The organism is Shewanella oncorhynchi (assembly GCF_030848765.1).
In the GTDB taxonomy this organism is placed as follows: Bacteria; Pseudomonadota; Gammaproteobacteria; order Enterobacterales; family Shewanellaceae; genus Shewanella; species Shewanella oncorhynchi.
The window spans coordinates 4,413,621-4,435,266 of record NZ_CP132914.1 but is presented as its reverse complement, the minus strand read 5'-3'; the positions used below and the strand labels follow the sequence as shown (position 1 = coordinate 4,435,266).

Annotated in this window: 21 protein-coding genes; 8 read left to right on the top strand and 13 right to left on the bottom strand. The window is 44.5% G+C overall.

Annotated elements, in window-relative coordinates; translation table 11 throughout:
* Positions 1–148: 148 nt before the first annotated feature.
* Together RA178_RS19695 and RA178_RS19690 are read right to left on the bottom strand one after the other, a co-directional pair.
* The gene (locus RA178_RS19695; protein ID WP_306683462.1) at positions 149–850 is read right to left on the bottom strand and encodes a pseudouridine synthase; all 702 of its coding nucleotides are present in this window, start codon (positions 848–850) and stop codon (positions 149–151) included.
* Between the two features lie 271 nt (positions 851–1,121).
* Positions 1,122–2,288 (bottom strand): MFS transporter, encoded by a 1,167-nt coding sequence (locus RA178_RS19690; protein WP_306683460.1) that lies wholly within the window; start codon positions 2,286–2,288, stop codon positions 1,122–1,124.
* Between the two features lie 611 nt (positions 2,289–2,899).
* On the opposite strand from RA178_RS19690, the gene RA178_RS19685 reads away from it, so the two are divergent.
* Positions 2,900–4,300, top strand: a complete 1,401-nt coding sequence (locus RA178_RS19685; protein WP_306683459.1) for a DASS family sodium-coupled anion symporter — start codon at positions 2,900–2,902, stop codon at positions 4,298–4,300.
* Positions 4,301–4,461: 161 nt separating this feature from the next.
* On the opposite strand, the gene RA178_RS19680 is transcribed toward RA178_RS19685, so the two are convergent.
* Both RA178_RS19680 and trxC read right to left on the bottom strand, forming a co-directional pair.
* Positions 4,462–4,896: a hypothetical protein gene (locus tag RA178_RS19680; protein ID WP_263171886.1), complete on the bottom strand. Its 435-nt coding sequence runs from the start codon at positions 4,894–4,896 to the stop codon at positions 4,462–4,464.
* A gap of 58 nt (positions 4,897–4,954) precedes the next feature.
* Positions 4,955–5,377, bottom strand: coding sequence for a thioredoxin TrxC (gene trxC, locus RA178_RS19675; RefSeq protein ID WP_173247825.1), 423 nt, complete (start codon positions 5,375–5,377; stop codon positions 4,955–4,957).
* Positions 5,378–5,611: 234 nt separating this feature from the next.
* Between trxC and RA178_RS19670 the strand changes: the two genes are divergently transcribed.
* Together RA178_RS19670 and RA178_RS19665 are read left to right on the top strand one after the other, a co-directional pair.
* Positions 5,612–5,947 carry an FKBP-type peptidyl-prolyl cis-trans isomerase gene (locus tag RA178_RS19670; RefSeq protein WP_011845636.1) on the top strand — a complete coding sequence of 112 codons (336 nt, stop codon included), beginning with the start codon at positions 5,612–5,614 and terminating at the stop codon, positions 5,945–5,947.
* Between the two features lie 142 nt (positions 5,948–6,089).
* A complete protein-coding gene (locus tag RA178_RS19665) occupies positions 6,090–7,067 on the top strand; it encodes a diguanylate cyclase domain-containing protein (protein WP_306683456.1) in 978 nt (325 codons plus the stop codon).
* A gap of 125 nt (positions 7,068–7,192) precedes the next feature.
* Here the strand turns inward: RA178_RS19665 and RA178_RS19660 are convergent, their stop codons facing one another.
* The 3 genes from RA178_RS19660 to RA178_RS19650 form a co-directional block, all read right to left on the bottom strand.
* Positions 7,193–7,537 carry a cytochrome c3 family protein gene (locus RA178_RS19660; RefSeq protein WP_105250378.1) on the bottom strand — a complete coding sequence of 115 codons (345 nt, stop codon included), beginning with the start codon at positions 7,535–7,537 and terminating at the stop codon, positions 7,193–7,195.
* 69 nt (positions 7,538–7,606) lie between these two features.
* Positions 7,607–9,286, bottom strand: coding sequence for an FAD-dependent oxidoreductase (locus tag RA178_RS19655; RefSeq protein ID WP_105250377.1), 1,680 nt, complete (start codon positions 9,284–9,286; stop codon positions 7,607–7,609).
* A gap of 650 nt (positions 9,287–9,936) precedes the next feature.
* A complete protein-coding gene (locus RA178_RS19650) occupies positions 9,937–11,175 on the bottom strand; it encodes an OprD family outer membrane porin (RefSeq protein WP_306683455.1) in 1,239 nt (412 codons plus the stop codon).
* A gap of 279 nt (positions 11,176–11,454) precedes the next feature.
* Here RA178_RS19650 and RA178_RS19645 point away from each other — a divergent pair, with 279 nt between their 5' ends.
* Complete coding sequence (locus RA178_RS19645; RefSeq protein ID WP_131524214.1) at positions 11,455–12,174, top strand: FadR/GntR family transcriptional regulator; 720 nt, start codon at positions 11,455–11,457, stop codon at positions 12,172–12,174.
* Here RA178_RS19645 and RA178_RS19640 read toward each other — a convergent pair.
* The 5 genes from RA178_RS19640 to RA178_RS19620 form a co-directional block, all read right to left on the bottom strand.
* A complete protein-coding gene (locus tag RA178_RS19640; RefSeq protein ID WP_306683453.1) occupies positions 12,171–12,575 on the bottom strand; it encodes a DUF1850 domain-containing protein in 405 nt (134 codons plus the stop codon). The genes RA178_RS19645 and RA178_RS19640 overlap by 4 nt on opposite strands.
* A 45-nt stretch (positions 12,576–12,620) precedes the next feature.
* On the bottom strand, positions 12,621–14,654 hold the full coding sequence (locus RA178_RS19635; RefSeq protein ID WP_131524216.1) for a TRAP transporter permease: 2,034 nt from the start codon (positions 14,652–14,654) through the stop codon (positions 12,621–12,623).
* A 108-nt stretch (positions 14,655–14,762) separates the two neighbouring features.
* Positions 14,763–15,719: a TAXI family TRAP transporter solute-binding subunit gene (locus RA178_RS19630; RefSeq protein ID WP_105250372.1), complete on the bottom strand. Its 957-nt coding sequence runs from the start codon at positions 15,717–15,719 to the stop codon at positions 14,763–14,765.
* 279 nt (positions 15,720–15,998) lie between these two features.
* On the bottom strand, positions 15,999–16,121 hold the full coding sequence (locus RA178_RS19625; RefSeq protein ID WP_105250371.1) for a hypothetical protein: 123 nt from the start codon (positions 16,119–16,121) through the stop codon (positions 15,999–16,001).
* Positions 16,122–16,486: 365 nt separating this feature from the next.
* On the bottom strand, positions 16,487–17,983 hold the full coding sequence (locus RA178_RS19620) for a helicase HerA-like domain-containing protein (protein WP_306683451.1): 1,497 nt from the start codon (positions 17,981–17,983) through the stop codon (positions 16,487–16,489).
* Positions 17,984–18,350: 367 nt separating this feature from the next.
* Between RA178_RS19620 and RA178_RS19615 the strand changes: the two genes are divergently transcribed.
* The 4 genes from RA178_RS19615 (at position 18,351) to RA178_RS19600 (ending at position 20,411) form a co-directional block, all read left to right on the top strand.
* Complete coding sequence (locus RA178_RS19615; protein WP_306683450.1) at positions 18,351–18,482, top strand: hypothetical protein; 132 nt, start codon at positions 18,351–18,353, stop codon at positions 18,480–18,482.
* An 11-nt stretch (positions 18,483–18,493) separates the two neighbouring features.
* A complete protein-coding gene (locus tag RA178_RS19610; protein ID WP_306683448.1) occupies positions 18,494–18,919 on the top strand; it encodes a hypothetical protein in 426 nt (141 codons plus the stop codon).
* Positions 18,920–19,034: 115 nt separating this feature from the next.
* Positions 19,035–19,913, top strand: a complete 879-nt coding sequence (gene ypfJ / locus RA178_RS19605) for a KPN_02809 family neutral zinc metallopeptidase (RefSeq protein WP_306683447.1) — start codon at positions 19,035–19,037, stop codon at positions 19,911–19,913.
* Positions 19,914–19,964: 51 nt separating this feature from the next.
* A complete protein-coding gene (locus tag RA178_RS19600) occupies positions 19,965–20,411 on the top strand; it encodes an NUDIX hydrolase (RefSeq protein ID WP_306683445.1) in 447 nt (148 codons plus the stop codon).
* Positions 20,412–20,436: 25 nt separating this feature from the next.
* Here RA178_RS19600 and RA178_RS19595 read toward each other — a convergent pair whose 3' ends face one another.
* Entirely contained in the window at positions 20,437–21,636 is a 1,200-nt protein-coding gene (locus tag RA178_RS19595) for a class I SAM-dependent methyltransferase (RefSeq protein WP_306683444.1), read from the bottom strand.
* Between the last annotated feature and the right edge of the window lie 10 nt (positions 21,637–21,646).

Here is a 21,646-nt window from a genome sequence, read left to right as displayed (position 1 = left end):
CTAAGCAGTATCAAACAAATAAACATCCCAGTGTTGTTGCTAACACTGGGATTTTTTATGGGATTGATTTGCAAACCTATCAGTATTTGCTTGCTTTTTTATCGTCGATAAACGTAGGCGGCCTGTCTGCTTCAGCCTTGTGAATCAATTAGGATGTGAAGGAGCTTATCTCCGCCAAGGTTAAGTTGCGCCATTTCCCAACCTCGATATCTAAGGCCACAGCTCCAATTTGCGCCCTGTGTAGGGTAACCACTTTATTGCCCACGGCGGCAAACATCCTTTTGACTTGATGAAACTTGCCTTCGGTGAGCGTGAGTAGCACGGTTTTTTCATCCACTTGCTGCAGTGCTGCTGCCAGAGTGAGGGCGGTTTCGCCCTGTAGATTTAGCCCTGCGGCAAACTTTGCGGCTATGGCTGCAGTCGCTTCGCTGTCGAGTGGATCTCGCAGTTGAACACGATAGATTTTTTCGCACTGATATTGAGGCGAGATAATATTAAACGACCAGCGTCCATCGTCAGTCAGTAGCACTAAGCCTGTGGTATCAGCATCTAGGCGGCCAACGATGTGCAGGTCAAATGCGCGATCGATATCGAGCAGATGAAATAGCGAAGGGTAGGCTCCATCCACATTTGAGCACAAGGTATTAGCAGGTTTGTGCAACATGATATAGCGAGATGGGCGTGGCGCTAGCGGCTTTCCATTAAGGCTGACAGTATTATTTTCATGCACTTGCATCGCGCAGTCTGTCGCGATAGCGCCATTGACTGTCATTGAGCCGCTAAGAATGGTGACTCTTGCGGCTTTGCGATCAAGATCTGTGCTTTTACAGAGGAATTTATCGAGGCGCATAGTGAAATCTCAGGAAAAACAGTCAGCACAGGTGTTTAAGTAAGCTGCATTATCGCGACTTAGGGAGGATAAGCAACTGCCCTGTCTGAATGTTAAAACTAAGCGTACTGATTTAATTATATTTTCTAACTAATGACCTTTGATAATCATCTTGCAGCTCTTTTTGTGTTGATTTGACCGCAGATGTTTTCTATTTGAGCCACTCGATGAGCATGTCGTTTACTAAGTGGCTGCTTATTGAGTCGCAGTGCAATGTATTTTATGGGACTTGTTAAGGCGAGGAAAAACTTGGCTTAGTATTAATAAGTAATTGAGCAAAAATGTAAATACTGCTCAGAATACAGCATATGCCTAAATAAATGAGTAAGCCGAACTCCGTTTGGCCAAAACTGCTGGCAACTAATGGGCCTATCACTGACCCCACCGAATAGCTCAGCAGCATCACTTGAGTCGCTGAAACAATTTGGCTAGCAGGCAAGTCGTCACAAGCTAAGCTGATTGCAATCGGGTAAAGGGCAAAAGCGCTGGCGCCAAGCAAGAGAAATCCAATAATCAGCGTCATATTTGAATGCTGAGTGAGTAGCAATAATGCTGCGACACCCAGTAGGCAAAAGCTTACTATCAAGCCACTTTTATTAACTCGAGGAGATAAATAACTGACTAAAGGTTGTACTAGCATGCCACCCACTATGATGAGGGCCATAAATTGTCCTGTTTGCTGATCAAGCCCCATATCCAGTGCCACATAGATGGGAAGTAAACCATAGATAGGGCCAAGCAATAATCCAGAGACTAAACATCCCATAATGGCAGGCTGACCTAGGTTTTTTAGCGCAGACAATGACATTGATTGTTGTTCGCTTACCTGAGGTTGACCACGTTTTACCAGTAGTGCGGGTAAACTTGCCGCGGCTAATAATCCCATGATCACTAGGTAAGGTAGATTGCCCTTTGTACCTAAATAATCAATGGCTAATTGTCCTAAGGCAGTGCCTCCATAAAGCGCTGTCATATAAAGTCCAAGCCGCTTAGCGCGTTGCTTTTGGGTATCGGCCATTAATAGCCATGATTCAACAACAACAAAAATCCCTGCAACCGCAAATCCCGCTATAAGTCGAGAGGCTAACCAGACTCCACTTTTAGGGATTAATATCATAGCGACAACGCTGCAAAGAAGGATATTCAAAAAAAGGATAAAGGCTTTACTGTGGCCGATACGGGCAACAACAGGAGCAATACAAGGCGCCCCCAGTAATAAACCTAAATAAAAAATACTGGCCAGTAATGGAGCAAGTGAGGTGCTGAGTTCGAAAAAAGTGAGCGACAGTGGGATTAAGCTCATTAAGTAGCCTGATGCCAAAGCAAACAAACTTAACCCTGCTACTGGGACGAAAAGGCTGGGCTTTTGAGCCGACTGAGTTAAGGCAATTTTTTCCACGGGCGGTTCCGAAAACAGACAAATAATATACAGCGGGCGGGGTTGCGGTCGCGACTTTAGGCTGGATCGCTGACAGGGTAAAGTGAGTTAGATTGACTGTGGTGGTGAATAATATTTGTGTTTACTATTCATGTAGATATTGGGTTTTCTATGTTGCCTTGTTGCAATACGTTTGTGTTGGTCGCTTGCTGTTCACTACGTCGCAGTTTTAGTGCACATTCAACGATACCTAGATTCGATTTAGCGCTACACACATTCAATTTTGTGCCAAATTAGGGGAATAATACCTAATCCTACCAATGATCAGAAGGTATGATTAATTAGTTGATTATCACCTTGGTAGAAAGTGTGGTGTGATCTATATCTCAGTTTTAAACATTAATTAAATTACAACGTGGGCAAGGTTTTGTTCGATCTTTGTCCGTTTGAAATTTAAAAACAAAGGTGTCGATCAGAATTTGGTGATTATTGTCGCTAATCGGCTATTTGTGCGTGCTAGCTCAGCAATAAATGTTGTTGCCAAGTGATAAAATTACAAAATAAACCGCTTTGCCAAGTGTGATCTATGCCCTAAATTTGCGTCAAAATAAAATGGTATTAAGGTTGTAACCATGTCTTTAACAGATTCAAGTACTGCTCCACCCAATAAAACTCCTGTCAGTGACGGGCTCGATAAGAAAAAAATGCTGATCCTAGTGGCTGATATCGTGCTGTTATTTGCACTTTATTACGGTTTACCTTTCGAACAAGGGGTGAATACTGGGCTGGCCATTTTGTTCTTTGCAGCGATTCTTTGGCTGACCGAAGCGATTCACATCAGTATCACTGCGATTCTCGTTCCTATACTCGCCGTATTCTTTGGGGTGTTTGAAACCAAGGAGGCAATGAGTAACTTTGCCAATCCCATCATTTACTTATTCTTTGGTGGTTTCGTATTGGCTGCGGCCTTGCATCATCAAAAGATTGATACCCTCATAGCGCAAAAGCTGCTGCTAGCCTCTAAGGGCAAACTCAGTATCGCCTGTTTGATGCTGTTTGGAGTAACTGCGCTGTTATCGATGTGGATCAGCAATACCGCGACCACGGCGATGATGTTGCCATTGGCACTCGGGATTTTGCAGCAGCTCGACCGCGAAAAATACCACAGCACCTATGTATTCCTTCTGCTCGGGATTGCCTATTCGGCCAACATAGGTGGTATCGGTACTTTAGTGGGTAGCCCACCGAATGCGATTGCTGCGGCCCAAGTGGGCTTGAGTTTTAGTGATTGGCTGAAGTTTGGTATTCCAACCGTTATCCTCATGCTACCTATGATGTTGATTGCCTTGTATTGGTATTTTAAGCCTGATCTTTCTGCCAAATTCGATGTGAATGTTGAAGCTCAGAAGCTGACATTTCAGGGGAAATTTACTCTGCTTATCTTCCTGACTACCGTATGTTGCTGGATTTTCAGTGTGCCGTTAGCCAAGGCATTAGGTGGCATCACTCAGTTTGATACCATAGTTGCCTTAGGTGCCGTCGTTTTACTCTCGGGCTTAGGTTTGGTCGGCTGGAAGAAAATTGAATCGACCACAGATTGGGGCGTACTCATATTGTTTGGTGGCGGTTTAACACTGAGCGCAGTACTAAAAACGACTGGCACCAGCGTATTTTTAGCTCACTGGATGACAGATATTTTCGGTAGCACCCACATGTCGTTGTTCGTCTTTGCTGTGATTGCTTTTGTGGTGATGTTGACTGAATTTGCCAGTAACACCGCCAGCGCTGCACTGTTAGTGCCTGTATTTGCTGCGATTGCTGAGGCATTAGGCATATCGCCTGTGATGTTATCTGTGCTGATTGGTATTGCAGCTTCTTGCGCCTTTATGCTGCCGGTGGCGACACCGCCCAATGCTATCGTTTATGGTTCTGGCCATATCAAGCAATCGGAAATGGTGCGAGTGGGTATGATCATCAACTTTATCAGTATGATAGTCTTGGGTATTATCGCCCATACCTTCTGGGATATTTAACACTGATATAGTTCATGGCAACTTTGTGTTTCAACGTTGCCGCTAGAATAGTATTCGCCTTATGAAGAGCATAGGGCGGATACTGATTTTGTTTTTAGCTGAGTCGTACCGAGTTTTTGGGCTTAGTGTTTCGAAGTTTACTCTATGCTTATGTTTTGCACTTAATTTGAGCTTAAGTTGCGACTAAAAGTATTTGCGCTATAAATTGCTTGATGTTGATAACGTAGATAAAAGATTTCTTTTACATTGATGATATCAATCTGTTCAATGTCATTTTTATATAATACGGGAGTGGTATCGCCTTCAGTGACAGTAACGGCTTGTAAAATAATAGGCTTATCTGTTATGGCAAAAAACACTTCTGCTTGCTGTAAATTCTCTGAAAGATAAACATAAGCCGTCTGCGGCTCGGCAGAATTATGATCACTGCGAGTAAAGGCTATCCCTTGCTCAAATGGGCGAATGCATTGCTGAGTTTCATCGTTCCAAGTCCCTCCCTTGTCGAGACAAGTATCAATTGTGAGATGTTGTTGTAAACCCCATCCTGTCACCACTAGCAAGAGTACTGCGCCCAGTAAGAACATTGCTTTTTTCAATTTTCGTTACCTTTACAAAATTAGCTCGGCTGAGCGGTTGTATCTTAGCTCAATCCTCTTATTTATAGGCATTTAACCATTGGTTAAACGCTGAGGAGGGTAAAGCTCCGGCTTGCTGGGCGAGTATGTGGCCTTGTTTAAAAATCATTAAGGTTGGAATAGATCGAATATTAAATTGAGCCGCGAGGGCTTGCTGTTCTTCAGTATTGATTTTACCGAAGCGAAATTGAGGCTCCCATGTCTTAGCTGCTGCAGAAAATATGGGCGCAAAACTTTTACAGGGCCCACACCAGCTGGCCCAAAAGTCAACGACTAGGGGGAGCTCTGATTTATTGGCATGGTTGGCAAAGTTTGTGCTATTGAGTTCAATTGGCGCAGCCGTAAAGACACTGAGCTTACATTTACCGCAAGTGGGTTGTTGGTTTAAACGCTCATCGGGAACGCGGTTTAACGTATCGCAATGGGGGCAGGCAATAATCATGGCAAAGCTCCAAAATAAAACGTTTATACGACTTATATATTGGGCTAACCGACAGTAATTTAAAGGGCGAGTGATGATGTTATCGCCCATGATGACCTTATTATTAAGGATTAAGCAGTGAACCGAGCTGCAGAAATGTTTAGATTGCGCCGACAAGCCCGCTCGTCGGTGATAAAATCCTGCGCAAAGTTGAATATCACGCCCTAAGTGCGAACAAGAAAAGAGAATGAAGATATGACTGAATTAGAAGTAATCGATCTGCAAGTGGGCGAAGGAAAAGAAGCGGTAAAAGGTGCACTGATCACTACCCAATATCGTGGATTTTTGCAGGATGGTACCCAATTCGATTCATCCTATGATCGTGGTCAGGCGTTTCAATGTGTAATTGGTACTGGCCGTGTGATTAAAGGCTGGGATCAAGGTATTATGGGGATGAAAGTCGGTGGCAAACGTAAGTTGTTAGTCCCAGCTCACTTAGCCTATGGCGAGCGTCAAGTGGGTGCTCATATCAAACCAAATTCTGATCTCACCTTTGAGATCGAATTGCTCGAAGTGCTGACTCGCGACTAAGCGTGACAGGACTGCGAGAGTCTGTGTAAGCTCGATTGAGCCAATATGATTCTGGCTCATCTTGCACTCCTCGCTATGTTGCTTCGGCATAGGGTGATTTACACTAGACTCAATTTTCCCACTTAAAGGAAAGATATTTGTCGTGGCTTCGGATACTGCAGCAGAGTTAATTGCGCAACTTCAGGCTGAGATCGCTCAGCTAAAAAGTGAAAACGCTCATTTAGCAGCGTTGAATTATCGTGCCGAAGAAAAACTCTTTGCAGCCCTCGATGGTAATGGTTTATGTCTATGGGAACAGCATATTCCAAGCGGAAATTTAACCATATTTAACATGCGCTGGGGCGAAATGCTCGGGTTTAGTCCTGAAGAGTTTGCTGCCCATGTTGATATCTGGAAAAGTAAATTACACCCCGAAGATAAAGAATGGGTGATAAAAGCCTTTGAAGATCATGTGAATGGTCAAGCCGATTACTATCAAGCAGTTCACAGAATGCTACACAAAGATGGCAGCATAACCTGGGTGTCCGATCGTGGGCGTATTGTCGAGCGCTTAGCTGATGGAACACCACTGCGAATGATGGGCAGCCATATCGATATTACTCAAGAAAAGCGCTACGAAATAGATTTAGCCCGTTTAGCCCACAGTGATCCACTCACCAACTTAATGAATCGCCAAGCTATTGCCAAAGTATTCGATGAATCTTCGCTACCAGGTATTCGCGGTGCGTTATTTTTTATCGACCTTGATGGTTTTAAAGCGTTAAATGACCGTCACGGCCATAAGTTTGGTGACAGCCTGTTGATGCACGTTGCGCATACTTTGGTATCTCACGCAGGTGAATTCGCGCAGATCGCACGGTTAGGTGGCGACGAGTTTGTGATATTACTGCCGTCATTTGATCGTGAATCTTTAGGGGCGCTCGCACAATCATTGCTCGATGTTTATCAAGATAAATTCCTGCTAGAAGGTTGTGAAGTAGAGGTAGGCCTGAGTATCGGTATTGATATATTTGGCTATGGTGATAGTTTTGCCGATAGTTGTGATCGCGCGGATGCCGCCATGTATCGCGTGAAACACCAAGGAAAGCATGGATATTGTTTTTATCAGTCGTCGGAATAATGTTCCAAGCCTGCTGATCTTAGTAATACTTAATTTAGATTTGATTACAGTGCCTTATTCGAACAAAAAACCACCTTTAATGGTGGTTTTTTGTTTTTTAGCTTTTTAAGCGTAGTGTCATCAGCTTATGGAGTTACAAAATTAAATGGTTGATGGCAACTGACACAATAGTTTTCAGATTTTTTGTGTACATGGTGGCACTTACTGCAATCAGTTTCGGTGTCGAAGTGGCGATTTTTATGGGGATTGGTTGGTTTTACATCCGCCGTTTTTTCCGCTAATTTCTTAGTGTTGTGGCATTGTACACACTTGAGCATAGGGACTGCTTGTCGTTCTTCTGCACCATGGCAGCTTGCACATTTAAGGCCTTTCGCCATATGAGTTTGATCGAGTAAAGTACTCTCTTTAGCGAACGCGCTGCCAGCGAAAATACCCAAAATAATAGCCAATATAATTGTTAAGTTTTTCATTGTTTGATCCCATTATTCATTTCACAGGATGCCAAAATGTGAGGCATCCATTATTGATGACTATGTGTTCTATAGCTTTGCTACATATTTGCCAGCTAAATAGCCGAAGGTGTAGCAGCGACCTAAAGACAAGCCAAATACCGTTAATGGGTAGTCAACGCCACCGTAGAAACCTGCTCCTAGGTTACCAACAATGAATAAACCTGGAATTTCCTTACCATCGGCATCAAGTACTTGGTGGTTGTCGTTAACGAGAATTCCTGAACATAAAGTAGAAATACGCATACGACGGTGAATACCGTAAAACGGTGGTTTGAGCACTGGTACCATTTTGCTTCTAGGTTTACCGAAGTCCTCATCTTTACCTTTTTTGCACAGCTCGTTATAACGGTTAACGCTGGCAACAAAGGTTTTTGGATCGCACTCTAACTTCACAGCCAATTCTTCTAATGTGTTAGCTGAATGGGTGTTGATCAAAGAGGGAAATACTCCTGTTTTCTCACCAGGAACTTCAGGCATATAAACTTTAAGCTCTTCAGGAGAATAGAGGTGGCCAGGCCAATCCTTCGCTTGCGTCATATAGTCAGAATCAAATACTTGTGAGTAATGCCCCGCATTCTGCTCATCTTTCAAGTAGTTATTCATTAGAGACATCTCAACCTTCTCATTCACAAAGCGCTCACCTTTACGGTTTACCGCTAAGAATGGCATGTCACACATGGAAGCCGGGCCGGCATCGAAGTCGTGCAACATTTTGGTATGTCCAACAGGTTCAATAACGCCGCCAGCCCAATAGGCCATAGCAAAACCGTCACCGGTACGATCCATTTGTTTACGTTCAAAGTTTTTCAGTTCGGGGATGAAGAAGTCACACATGGCTTTGTTATTTTGATAGTCGCCAGAGGACAGAATGACACCTTTCTTCGCCATGTATTTGTGGTACTTACCATCACGAGTTTGAGCAATGACGCCGATGACTTTTCCTGACTCATCCTGGATTAATTGTTGTGCAGGAGTATTAAAGAAAAACTTAACGCCTGCTTTTTCCGCTGTTTTAGCTAATGCGCGGATAGCATCACCCGTGGTGTAGGGTTTAGGGCCGCAGAAAGAAGTGATAAAATTTAAACGGTCATCAGTATCAGCAATTCCGCGAATACCGTGCTGCACTTTAGTTCCTTGGTCAACAATCTGGCCGCCACCTTGTTTAACTCTATCGATAACCCAAGTGACAGCTTCACCTGAATTGTAAGCCCATTGCTTAAGAAGACCGGGATGTGAACGGTGCGCGTTATCCGCCATTAAACGGCTAACTAAAGCTTCAATTGCTGATTTATCACTGTTTTTCAGGTCAATCCCTGAACCAGTGTTTCCTTGAGAGACTGGAATGGCTTGCTTTTGTAAACACGCAACGGTTGCACCACTTTCTCTGGCGGATAGAGCCGCAGGCACACCAGAGGCTCCAGCACCGACGACGACGACATCAAAGGTTTGGGTTGTTGCAATATCTTTATCAGCAATAGGTTTTGGCTTAGGTAGAAAATTGAGCGTTGCGCCGCCAATTTCGCCATATTCAGTGCCAACTTGAAGTGGTGCAGCACTCGCTGAAGCAATACCAAGACTTGCAAAGGCTAAGCCACCACTTCCCACTGCAGCTCGAGTTAGGAAACTTCTTCGAGATATACCATTCTGAAGCACGCTAGCAGTGTATTGATCGATTTCTTTCGGTTTCTGTGAATGCTCTTTACTCATTTTGATACTCCTTGGGTCCTCATTGCTAAGGTCGATATGACATCGTTAGCAACGACAATGGATCTGGCCATAACCGCATGTGATTTGTTTGCTTTAAAAACTAGAAGTGCAGTTGCGTGAAAGTGATTAAATTCTCATTCATTAACAACATACGTTTAAATGTATGACATATGACAATAAACCAAAAGAGGTATTAATTACATCTTTGCAGTGCTTCACAAAATGCTGGAGTTTTGAGCTGTTAATATGATTATTCTTTTTGAAACAAGCTAATGTAGGACTTTCTTTATTAAATAATGCAGTGAATTTTTTGAGGAAGATAATTTTCTTAAATACAGTGATCAAAATAAAATATGTGTTGTTAAGCTATTTCACTACATATATTTAGTGTTCTAGGTTTACGGGAGTTAATTGTGGTAATGAGGCGTTAGAGTCATCGTTATTTACGCATCCGCTAAATAAGACACATGAAATAGCCATGGCTGGAATAATTAAGAAATTATTTTTCCATTTTTGATCTCAATAATTAAGTCAACGCATTCACCGCAACATTTAAATGGATTGAGCATTTTGCAGTGTAAAAACCGGGTGTATCCAACAAGGCGTGATACACCCGCATTAAGTTTGGTGCAGGGGAGTTGTATTTGTGACTATTTACCTAAAACAAATTTATAAGTGACATATAAACGGAGATCGTCAAGATCTTCAGCTTGATCAAAATCGACCATGGCATAACGCGCCTTAAGACCTAGGCCCGATAACATGCCTGAAAATTTATAGGCGATTGAAAAGTTTGTTTCATTAAAATCTGACGCAGTCCCCTCTGGCACATCGTACTGCCCATAGAAGGCATAGGCTTCTAATCCACTCGCCCCTAATTTTTCAAAGTCATAGGCCAGCTTTAACGCGTTGACCTCTTCATTCGCCCGTGCAGATTGATATACCTGTTGAATGACCACTTTTTCATCGCCCCATGGGGTCAGCACTGTGTCATCCCCGGTTTTGGCGTACATATAAGTGAGATCTGCCCCCGCCAATTTGGCGCCTAGATGGAAGCCATATTGATAGGTATCGAGTGGGCCGCCGGTTTCTTCACCTATTGCCTGTTGAGTTAAATAGGAAGGTGTTAAGTACAAATTCGTTGGACCAACATCAGCGGCTAATTTCACTTTGGCATAGGTTTGATTGAAAACATCTTCCATGCTGTAGTGCCAAAGATGGGCTTCAGTTTGGACTGTCTTAAAGGGCAATTGATATTTAGCACCTAGGGCATAAACTGGGTTATCGGCAACATCTGCCACAATACCCGCTCTTGCTAATTCGCTTTGTACCGCCTCTTTTACGGATACGAAGCTATTGTCAGACCACCCCATGGAATCTGTAATATAGAGTGCTGATAACGTTAGATTATCAACACTCTTATTTTCTGCTGAAAAGCCGCGAAAAGTTCGTGGGATCGCACGAATGTCATGGGGATTCATCATTGGTGTGCGCAGTTCTTGTGCACCTAATTTGAATTGAGTATCCCACCAATTACCTTGGACAAAATACTCCTGTAAACGGTTGACGTTGTCATGGTCGCCAGCGGCATCGCGAGCAACTAGGCCGTAGACATCATCTGAATCATTGGTCCAAATGGGATTTGCAGATGCGAAGCTGGTCCCAAAACTGAGGCCATTCACTTTTGCGGTATTGTAATAAAACAGTCCGCCAAATGACGTATCGTGTTTAGTGTTCGTCGTATTATCAAAGTCACGGGTAAAATCGAATAAGCGTAATTCCCCTTTTAACGTACCTTGGCTAAACATTTGATCAATGCTGGTATCTGCTGTAGCTGGAATCGCTAGCGTAGATAGCACAAGCAAAGATAAATAAGATTTTTTCATCATCATCTTCCCTATTATTAGTAAGCCCTGATCAGAATTGTCTGAGCTAGTTAAAGAAATTATGTTTAACATTCTTAGGTTAAATGTATGACGTATGACTAATGTCGACAACGAAGTTAAGATGAATATGAGAAACTAGTTACGAAATTCGCACAGATGTTACTTGGATCAACAAAGATGAATGTTTTTTAATCACTAATGTAGGAAAGATGAGAGTACTTTTTCTGCGTTAATGCGGTTTTATGCTAGTATGGCGACACTAAGCATATTTGGGATAATCAAGTGCATATCTTCAAGCCAATTAAGCAGATAAGAGCATCGAGTGAAGTCGGGCAGCAACTGAAAAATGCTATTTTAGACGGCGAATATAAGGCTGGCGATAAATTACCCTCTGAGCGCGAATTAATAGAATTATTTCAAGTTAGTCGCACTGTGGTGAGAGAGGCGATCAAAAGCCTCGAAGCGGGTGGATTAGTGGAGATTCGCCAAGGTGCAACAGGTGGCGCATTTGTTAAGCACTTAACCTTTGAACGTTTAAGTGATGCTTGCCAAGATTTATTTCTAATGGGGAAACTTTCCCTTCCTGAACTGTGTCAAGCACGCATGCTGATTGAGCCGCAAGTGGCTAGAATGGCTGCTAAAAATTGCACTCCAGAGCAAGCTAAAGCTTTGCAAGAGGCGAATAGTCATGAAAGTGACTCATTGGCTTATCCCGAAACTGTCATATTGCGATCTCAAGTACATTATTTGCTCGCTGAAATGTCTGGAAATCGCTTTTTAGAAGCGATCGTAAAATCCTTGTTGGTTTTATTAAGTAATCAAACGACTAAGTTTCAGCCACCGACTGATGAAATTCATCCTTTAGGCTTGCATGATGTCATTGTCGAAGCAGTTATCGCAAAAGATGGGGCGAAAGCTGAGGCCGAAATGTTTGCACACCTTGAGGATTTTAATCAGCGCCTAATAGAAATTGAGCGTAAATATATGGATAAACGCGCTTAAGGCAAAGAGTTGCAACCCCAAAGTTCAACCGCGGCTGTTTGTTTGTTGGGTACGTCAATCCAATGACTCATGGCTTGGCATTGCACTTTTCCTGAGATTTGAGTGAAGCAAAGTTCAAAATCCCCTGCTTCGGGCGTGCGACCTAAGCGCAACACAGGCAAAATGGGCAGCTTGGGCTGATAATGCCAGCTGCCATTTTTAAGATAGGCATCATCTGGGATTTCCATTCCTGCACCCGTACCTTTCACTCTTGCTTCGACCAACACTAATCCTTGTGGCGTGACGTTATAGTCTTCCTCCCAGCGAATTTTTTCTATGCTGTGGTTCCATGCCAAGGTGAAGTTGTCTGTGGGCACTTGGGCCCACAGTGTGCCCGCTAGGCCTAAACACAGGCCTAGCATCTGTTTACCTTCAAAGACTGATTAACGACCAATAATCTCAAAAGCTTATCCTTGTTCTGCGAGACGTTTGAGTTTGCGTGCTCGCCAGCTGTGTTGCACGATAAATAGCAGCGCGAGCCCAAAGCCAATTTCATCACTCAACGGCGTAGCAAGAATTAAGCTCGCACCCGCAAGGAAGCCGATAACGCGTTCCCACCAGTAGAGTTTTTGTAATAGATATCCGGTAAAGATGACGCCCCAAATACCAATACCCACAGTCGCTTTTAGCAAGACAAACCCTGTAGCTAACCAGCTATCACCTTGAAGCATCAAAGCGGGATCGTAAACCGCCATAAAGGGGATCACAAAACCTGCAATGGCGATACGGATTGCCCAAAGGCTGATCTTAAGACCAGATTCCTTCGCGATTGGCGCTGCGGCAAAACAGGCTAAGGCAACGGGAGGCGTGAGATCGGCCATGATGCCGAAATAAAATACAAACATATGCGACACAATCAGTGGCACACCGAGATCGAGTAATGCGGGAGCGGCAATCGAGCTAGTAATTATGTAGTTAGGGATCGTGGGGATCCCCATTCCGAGCACTAGGCAAGTGACCATAGTTAACACGAGTGATAAGAACAAGTTATCTTGGCCAACGGCAAGAATATAGCTCGCGAAGGTCGAGGCAATTCCTGTCAGTGACACTATGCCGATAATCACACCGACTAAAGCACAGGCGATACCCACAGGCACGGCATGACGGGCGCCTTCTACCAGTGCATGCAAGCAGATGGTGAGAGTATCTCTGCCGCCTTTAATAAACCAACAAATGGCGACTAATAAGGCGATAACCCCAAATACGACCCCGATCCCGAGTTGGAAGAAGCCAGCGCAAAGGATGCCAAGGGCAATCCAAAAGGCAATGCGCATTGCCATTGAGGAAAGCCGCAGTACTATGGCTGAGCCTAAAATTACTATCGATGTGAGGGCGAGTCCTACCATGCCTGAGAACAGCGGCGTTCTACCCGAAAACAGCAAGTAGACTAAAATAAACAAGGGGATAAGGAGATACCAACGCTCTTTAATTGCCGCCCATGGATTAGGGCACTGATCTTTAGGCAGACCACAGAGATTGGCGCGTTTGGCTTCTAAATGAACCATCCAAAATACGGAGCAGAAATAAAGTAGCGCAGGGATCAATGCCGCTTTGGCTATCTCGATAAAGGGGACGTTAATGGTTTCGGCCATGATAAAGGCCACCGCGCCCATGATCGGCGGCATGATTTGGCTGCCCATACTCGATGTTGCCTCTACCCCGCCGGCGAAGGCTGGGCGATAACCGAATCGTTTCATGAGTGGAATGGTAAATTGGCCCGTTGTGACCACGTTGGCAACACCTGATCCTGTAATCGTCCCCATCAATGCCGATGATACTACCGCAACTTTTGCTGGACCGCCGAGCTTGTGGCCAAATAATCCCATGGCAAAGTCGGTAAATAAACGGATCATTCCGGCTTGTTCTAAAAAGGAGCCGAAGAGAATAAACAGGAATATATATGTCGCCGACACATAGGTTGGTGTGCCGTATAACCCTTCGGTACCGAAGGCTAATTGATTGATGATCTGATCGAATCCATAGCCGCGGTGCATTAAGTCACCGGGTAAATATTGGCCAAATAAGCCATACATCAAAAAGATGCTACAGATGATAGGTAGTGCCCAGCCCATGACTCGGCGCGCTGCTTCAAACACTAATACGATCAAAGTGATACCTATCACTATATCCGCATCGGTCAGATCGCCTGAACGTTGAATTAAGTCGGCTTCGAAATACCACTGATAAGCCGCTGTGGCCATGCCAGCTAGACCGAGTAGCCAAGCGAGTGGCTGCCAAGGCTGAGATTTTCCTCTAGCGGGATAACTTAAAAAAACCACTAACAGTAAAAAGCCCACATGGGTGGCACGCAGTACTTGAGTCGAGACGGGATGAAAAGCGGCAGTGATGATTTGAAAAATAGAAAAAATTAAGGCTGTATAAAATAGAGCCTTGGGCCAATCGCCAGTATTTGCGCTGAGACCTTGTTGGGGATCACTCATATTATGCCTCACAGCATTAGACTACAGAGATGATATAAACGAGATGCCGTTATTTAACGGCATCTCAATTGCTTAGTTTGGAATAGGATGCACAGATATCAGTAAAACTTAGAGTGCACCAACTTCTTTGTAATAACGTTCTGCACCTGGGTGCAGTGGTATTGGCAGATTTTTCGTCGCTTTATCTACGCTGATGGTCTTCGCGGCGGAGTGCGCGTTACCGAGTCGGTCTAAGTGCTCGAACATGAGTTTTGTCATCTGATAGGCTAAATCATCCGATACACCGCTTTGAGTCACCAGTAAATTTTGAATGGCGACGGTAGAAACGTCGGTGGTTTGGCCTTCATAGGTCGATGCTGGGATCACGCCATGTTGATAGGCGGGATTGTTAATCTTAGCTATCACATCTTCTGGAATTTCAACAAAGTTGATTGCCATAGTCGCAGCTAAGTCACGGATAGCAGCCATGCCGAGACCGGAAGATTGTAAAGTGGCGTCTAATTGACGATTTTTGATTAGCTCAACGGATTCGGCATAGGGTAAAAACTCGACTTTCCCCATGTCTTCGTAACTTAGTCCCGCAGCCTTGAAAATCGATCTGGCATTGAGTTCTGTCCCTGATTTAGGGGCACCCACTGAGATGCGTTTTCCCTTTAAATCAGCCAAGGTTTTAATGCCAGACTCTTTATTGGCGACGATTTGAATGTAGTTAGGATAAGCCGAGGCAAGTACTCGGATTTTATCCAGCGGCGTTTTAAAGCCTGCATCAATATCACCTTGATATGCTGCTGCGACTGAATCACCTAAAGCGAACGCTAATTCGCCACGACCCGCTTGCAATAAATTGAGGTTTTCTACTGAGGCTTTAGTTGCTTGAACTGAGGTTTTAGAACCTTCGATTCCTGTGCCGTAGAGTTGCGACAGCGCAACGCCAATAGGGTAATACACACCACTGGTGCCGCCTGTGAGAATGTTGATAAAGGCGGGGGCAGCAGCCATAGCGGCAGCACTGAGTGTGAGAGTCACTGCTGCGCCGACGGCGACAAAACGTTTTTTGATTTTCATTGTGAAATATCCTTATTTTTTATAGTGTTATGTAGGGTCTTTCGAGCGGTAAATACCGTAATCAGCTCAATATAACTACATAAAACCTGAAAAAGGTCAATTAGGCTATAGTCGATAGCTGCTACTTTTGTATCATAAAACTGAGATCTGAGACTGTTTTGAGCAAGGTTGTATTGTGAGATAAAACTTGGTTGGTTCAATGCAGCGGGCAATAAAAAGGGCTAACCTAAGTTAACCCTATTTGTGTTATTAGAGGACAAACCTCCTAATAACAAGACACTATTTAGTGTTATCTAAGAAACCTTTAGTTGCATTTTTCGCATGTTTTGCTGCTCTTTTCTCTTTAGGAGACATCAGCGGTTGTTTCTTCGATTCTTTACGGTTTTTTTGCTCTTTACTCATATAAAACTCCATGTACTCTTTGGTTATTCATCAGGCTAATCATGTAAGCCGTACTTAATTGAACCTATTCCATGACGTCCTGATTGAAGCGAAATTTTTATCTCGAATTACAACATTTTAAATTACAAATATCTAAAATCATTGATAATTATCTGTGAATTTATTTGCCTCAATGAGCGATTACAGCAAAATAATCTTATCACCGAATTCCGTACCATGATCCATCTATCACTTAGAATAATTAATGCTAATGCTAGCGTTAACCTGTATAAGAAATATGCGAACAAGGACACAGTACCTCTATTTTCGTCATTGTTTGTGGTTTTAGTGGGCCCTAATTGGAGGCTTAACTAAGTACCATATGCCTAACGTCGGCTCGATTTACCTAACATGCCACCTAATATACCGCGCAAAATTTGTTTACCTAATTGGCTTCCAACCGTGCGTGCCGCTTGTTTTGACAAGGTTTCAGCTAACCCTTGGCGGCGCTTATTGCCAAAAATGAGTTCACTGAACCAACCTTGTTCCTCAGCTTTTTGATCCGTTTGCACATCACTTGCTGTGGATGTGGTGTCGTTGGTGGCGTTACCAACTCGTCTTTGGTTAAGGCGTTCGTAGGCCGATTCGCGGTTGATTAACTGATCGTATTTACCTCCAATCGGGCTTTGGGCACGGACTTGTTGTAACTCCTCACTTGTGGCGGGTCCCATCCGGCAACGTGGCGGTGCGATGAGCGCGCGATCGACCATAGTTGGCACGCCTTTGTCGGCTAACATAGACACTAAGGCTTCACCTACAGCGAGCTGGGATATGACGTCGCTAACAACCAGTTTGGGGTTAGGCACAAAGGTTTCTGCGGCGGTTTTAACGGCCTTTTGATCCCTTGGCGTGTAAGCTCGCAGGGCATGTTGAATACGATTGCCTAATTGTCCGAGAATTTCGTTTGGGACATCATCAGGAAATTGCGAGCAAAAATAAACGCCTACGCCTTTTGAGCGAATTAGGCGCATGATCTGTTCGACGCGTTTTAATAGACTCGGTGGGCAACCCTCAAAGAGTAAATGCGCCTCATCGATAAAAAACACTAGCTTAGGTTTTTCGGGATCGCCGACTTCGGGCAGATTCTCAAATAATTCTGAGAGTAGCCAGAGTAAAAAACTTGAATATAAACGGGGAGTTAAAATCAGTTTGTTTGCTGCTAATAAATTGATAATGCCGCGCCCTTGCAAATTAGTGCGCATTAAATCTTCAAGCTGTAACGCGGGTTCACCAAAAAAGTCTTTGCCACCATCGCGCTCTAATCCTAGTACCGAACGTTGAATTGCTGCGAGGGATTGGGCGCTGATTAAACCATATTTGGCGGAGATTTCTTTGCGTTCCTCGGCAACTAAGGCCAGCATGGCCCGCAGATCATCTAAGTCGAGCAGTAATAATCCTTGGTCGTCCGCTAGTTGAAAGACTATGTCTAAAATACCGCTTTGGGTGTCATTCAATTCTAAAATTCGGCCGAGTAAGGTTGGGCCCATTTCGCTGATGGTGGTACGCAGCGGGTGGCCTTGAACGCCCGCTAAATCCCATAACACCACAGGGTTAGCTTCGTTGTGATAATCCTCAATGCCAATTTGAGTTGCCCTTTGTAATAGCTTTTCACTTGGAGTGCCGGCCATAGCTAGACCCGAGATATCGCCTTTAACGTCTGTGATAAAAACCGGCACGCCTTGGCGTGAAAAACCTTCGGCAATACTCATCAGCGACACGGTTTTGCCTGTCCCTGTGGCACCGGCAATTAACCCATGGCGATTGGCATACTTAAGATTTAAGTGAACCTGTTGTTCACCTTTTCCTATTAATAGCGTATTCAAAGGCATTCCTTATGTTAACGGTAGGGCTTATATTGGAATCGTTGCAGCATCCTTATTTTAGCCACTGTGTATTTAATCCATTTTAGTGTCGTCGTTCATGCGTATAAAAATTCATCATTGAGTGTTGGCCTTAGCGTAATTTATGTCAACATGGGGCCTGAATAAGCTTGATATCACTTAGCAAAAATGTGTGATTGGCAATATGGGCGTTACCTATGAATGAGGTGTGTTATTTTTGTCATTCACTGAGGCGTGCTTGATGGTGAAATTCCCTTTGATTATGCTGCTCTTGTTCTTTACTGTGCTGACATCTGCCTGCACCGAATGAGTCTGTGGTGCAAGAACCTGTGTTGAATCTTATGAGCCTATGCGAGATAAACAGCGCTGTGTTGCTGAGGCGGATAAAAGCCGTTATCAGTATGCAAAAGTAAAAGCAGTAGAAGAAAAGCAACGGCTGAAAATGGCCATAGAACAAGCCACTCAAAAATCGTTAATGTAGAAAGGATATCTATGAAAGGTGCGGGCGGAACACAGGGCGGGACGGGACAATTTTTTATGGGTCTTGCCATGATGTGTTGTGGATTTTATTTATTGTTCAATGCAATACAAGTGAGCTCTAGTTTTGGACTGGGCTATGGCTTATATCGAGTAAATGCCTTTGGGCAAGGCATGTCGATCACCACCGGCATGGTGATGCTACCGTTTATTATCGGCATTGTGATGGTGTTTTTTGACGCTAAGAGTAAGTTAGCTTGGCTGTTGAGTCTAGGTTCGCTAACGGCCTTGGTTGTGGGCGTGATCAGCTCGATTCAATTCCACTTTAAATCTATGTCGGCCTTTGAACTGATTGTGATCCTCGTTTTGGCCTTTGGTGGGTTAGGGTTGTTTTTACGCTCACTGAAAGACGCGCCCACAAGCGATACACAAGCGAAATAATCACTAGACACTTAATCACTAGGCTCTAGAGTGCAAATACGAAATCAGAGTTGTGCATCTAAGCGACTTTAATAACGGTTTAATGAAAGTTTTAACTACAGAGTGAAGGAATGAGATGCGCTGGCGTGACACTGACAGAAGCTCCAATATCGAAGACAGACGCGGCCAGCAAATGGCATCTGCGGGTGTGCCGAGTGCCTTGTTACTCAGGTTCTTGCCCTTTTTACTGAGAACTAAACTTGGTCGTGTGGTGTTGCTCATCGGCGGCATTTATATTGCTTTTCAGTATTTTACCGGTGGTCTGTCACTCGACCCGAATACTCAAGCTCATCTTAGCCAATCTCAATCTAGCTCAACAACAGCGGTACAGGATGAAAATGCCCAGTTTGTGGCGGCCATTTTAGGCACCACAGAAACCGTTTGGGGCCAGTTGCTCAAAGGGCAATATCGAGAGCCTAAGTTAGTGCTTTATCGCAATATGACCTCCACTGGCTGCGGTATGGGACAGGCGCAGTCTGGGCCTTTCTATTGCCCCGCCGATAGCAAGGTGTATATCGATCTTAGCTTTCTTGATGAGCTTAAAACCTTAGGCGCGGCCGGTGATTTTGCCTTTGCCTATGTGATTGCCCACGAGGTGGGTCACCATGCGCAAAACCTGCTGGGCACTAGCACTAAGGTGCGCCAAGCCCAGCAATCTGGCAGTAAAGTGCAAGCGAATCAATTGAGTGTCGCACTTGAATTGCAGGCTGATTGCTACGCAGGGATTTGGGGGCATTATGTCAATCAACAACTTAACTTACTTGAAGCGGGCGATTTAGCGGAAGGCATTGCCGCCGCCAGTGCTGTGGGTGACGATCGTCTGCAACAGATGGCGGGTCGCGCCGTACAGCCCGATGCTTTTACCCACGGCAGTTCGGCGCAGCGGGTGAAATGGTTTAAGACAGGGTTTGATTCGGGTAATCTCGCCAGTTGTAATACTTTTGCGGCGAAGTGATTTAGTCTGATATCTCAAATTCGTACCGAACAGAAATGCAAGGATAACTGAGTGGCCTTTAACGATACCTTTAGATTGAGCAGCCACGCGGTTATCACGAATGCGCAGGGACAAGTACTGTTGCTTAAGGCCAATTATGGTAATTTTGCTTGGGGTTTGCCCGGTGGCGCACTCGAGCCAGGTGAAACGATTCACGAGGCCTTGGTGCGCGAATGCCAAGAGGAATTAGGCCTAAGTGTGCAGGTTAACTATTTGAGCGGCGTGTATTATCACAGCGCCTATCAATCCCAAGCCTTTATTTTTCGTTGCGAACTGCTATTGCTTGATGGGCCTGAGGTGGCAAAAGATGGGGCAGACGACGAGCCACTGCCGCTCCACTTAAGCCACGAACACTCAGAGTTTGCCTTCCACGATATCGACACCCTTAGCGCGGTTCAGCAGCAAAGAATTAAAGATTGCCTCAATTTCAACGGGGTTGTGGTGAGTGCCAAGTTCTAATGCTTTGCCAGTAAACCGCCGGCCGTTAATCGGCTTGGGTTTGCGTGAGTAAGGTTTCTAAGCAGTGTTCCTTGATACCGTAATAGGCTTTAATGCCAGCTATTTGCGCGAGGATTGCGGCGCTGTCTTTCGGGTTATACTGTGGCTTTTTAACGGCCAAAATCATCTTATTTTTATTGGTATGTTCTAGGCTGATAAATTCAAACACCTTAGTCGCATAACCGTTGGCTTCCAAAAATAGCGCACGTAATGAATCCGTTACCATTTCGGCCTGTTGGCCCATGTGCACCCCATATTGCAGCATAGGTTTAAACAATTCTGGGCTGTGCATCTGCGGTCGAATTTGTTTATGGCAGCAAGGTGAGCACATGATGATGTCGGCATTGGCGCGAATACCATAATGAATCGCATAGTCAGTGGCGATATCGCAGGCGTGCAGGGCGATCATCACATCGGTTTGCTTAGGCGCATGGGTTCTCACATCGCCGCAGACAAATGATAATCCTTGATGGTCCAGCGTTGCCGCCGTTTCATTGCACAAATCGGCCAAGGCTTGGCGTAATTCCACCCCAGTCACCTGCGCATCATTGTGAAGGCTGTGGCGCAGGTAATCATGGATTGCAAAGGTGAGATAGCCTTTGCCTGAGCCAAAATCGACCACATTGATCGGTTGGTCATTCTTGTGGGGTGACGCTTCGAGTGCTTGGCTGAAAACCTCAATAAATTTATTGATTTGTTTCCATTTACGCGACATCGCAGGGATAAGATTATGTTGGCTGTCCGTCACCCCGAGCTTGGTCAGGAAGGGACGTTCGATATCCACAAAACGCTTTTTCTCACGGTCATGTTCTAACGGCGCCGCGACGGCTTGTTTAACATTATGTGTACTGATTTGGACTTTGCCTTTTTTGCTGATCTCAAGCTGAACTTCTGCCTGCGCCGTGGCTAAGTGGGCACTCTTAAAATCGTTACCGAGTAACAGTTTTATGCTAGCTAAGCCTTCGTCATAACTCAGGTTTTTAGTGATGTGATTCGTCTGGTGTTGATACACAAACGACAGCACAGGCTCATTTTGCAAACTAATCGGCCGAATCGTGATGCGCTGCAGGCTTTTATCTGCCCCTCGGTACTTACTCAACAATAGTTTGATCAGACTATTCTTCGCCAAGCTGTCAGCCAAAAGCTGGTAAAAATCATCAAAAGAATTAAGCGCTGAATGGGACATTATTGTTTCC

Coding starts and splice junctions, on each gene's coding strand:
- RA178_RS19695 (WP_306683462.1), bottom strand. CDS start 850: ATGCGCCTCGATAAATTCCTCTGTAAAAGCACAGATCTTGATCGCAAA.
- RA178_RS19685 (WP_306683459.1), top strand. CDS start 2,900: ATGTCTTTAACAGATTCAAGTACTGCTCCACCCAATAAAACTCCTGTC.
- trxC (WP_173247825.1), bottom strand. CDS start 5,377: ATGATTATTGCCTGCCCCCATTGCGATACGTTAAACCGCGTTCCCGAT.
- RA178_RS19670 (WP_011845636.1), top strand. CDS start 5,612: ATGACTGAATTAGAAGTAATCGATCTGCAAGTGGGCGAAGGAAAAGAA.
- RA178_RS19660 (WP_105250378.1), bottom strand. CDS start 7,537: ATGAAAAACTTAACAATTATATTGGCTATTATTTTGGGTATTTTCGCT.
- RA178_RS19655 (WP_105250377.1), bottom strand. CDS start 9,286: ATGAGTAAAGAGCATTCACAGAAACCGAAAGAAATCGATCAATACACT.
- RA178_RS19650 (WP_306683455.1), bottom strand. CDS start 11,175: ATGATGAAAAAATCTTATTTATCTTTGCTTGTGCTATCTACGCTAGCG.
- RA178_RS19640 (WP_306683453.1), bottom strand. CDS start 12,575: ATGCTAGGCCTGTGTTTAGGCCTAGCGGGCACACTGTGGGCCCAAGTG.
- RA178_RS19635 (WP_131524216.1), bottom strand. CDS start 14,654: ATGAGTGATCCCCAACAAGGTCTCAGCGCAAATACTGGCGATTGGCCC.
- RA178_RS19630 (WP_105250372.1), bottom strand. CDS start 15,719: ATGAAAATCAAAAAACGTTTTGTCGCCGTCGGCGCAGCAGTGACTCTC.
- RA178_RS19625 (WP_105250371.1), bottom strand. CDS start 16,121: ATGAGTAAAGAGCAAAAAAACCGTAAAGAATCGAAGAAACAACCGCTG.
- RA178_RS19615 (WP_306683450.1), top strand. CDS start 18,351: ATGCGAGATAAACAGCGCTGTGTTGCTGAGGCGGATAAAAGCCGTTAT.
- RA178_RS19610 (WP_306683448.1), top strand. CDS start 18,494: ATGAAAGGTGCGGGCGGAACACAGGGCGGGACGGGACAATTTTTTATG.
- ypfJ (WP_306683447.1), top strand. CDS start 19,035: ATGCGCTGGCGTGACACTGACAGAAGCTCCAATATCGAAGACAGACGC.
- RA178_RS19595 (WP_306683444.1), bottom strand. CDS start 21,636: ATGTCCCATTCAGCGCTTAATTCTTTTGATGATTTTTACCAGCTTTTG.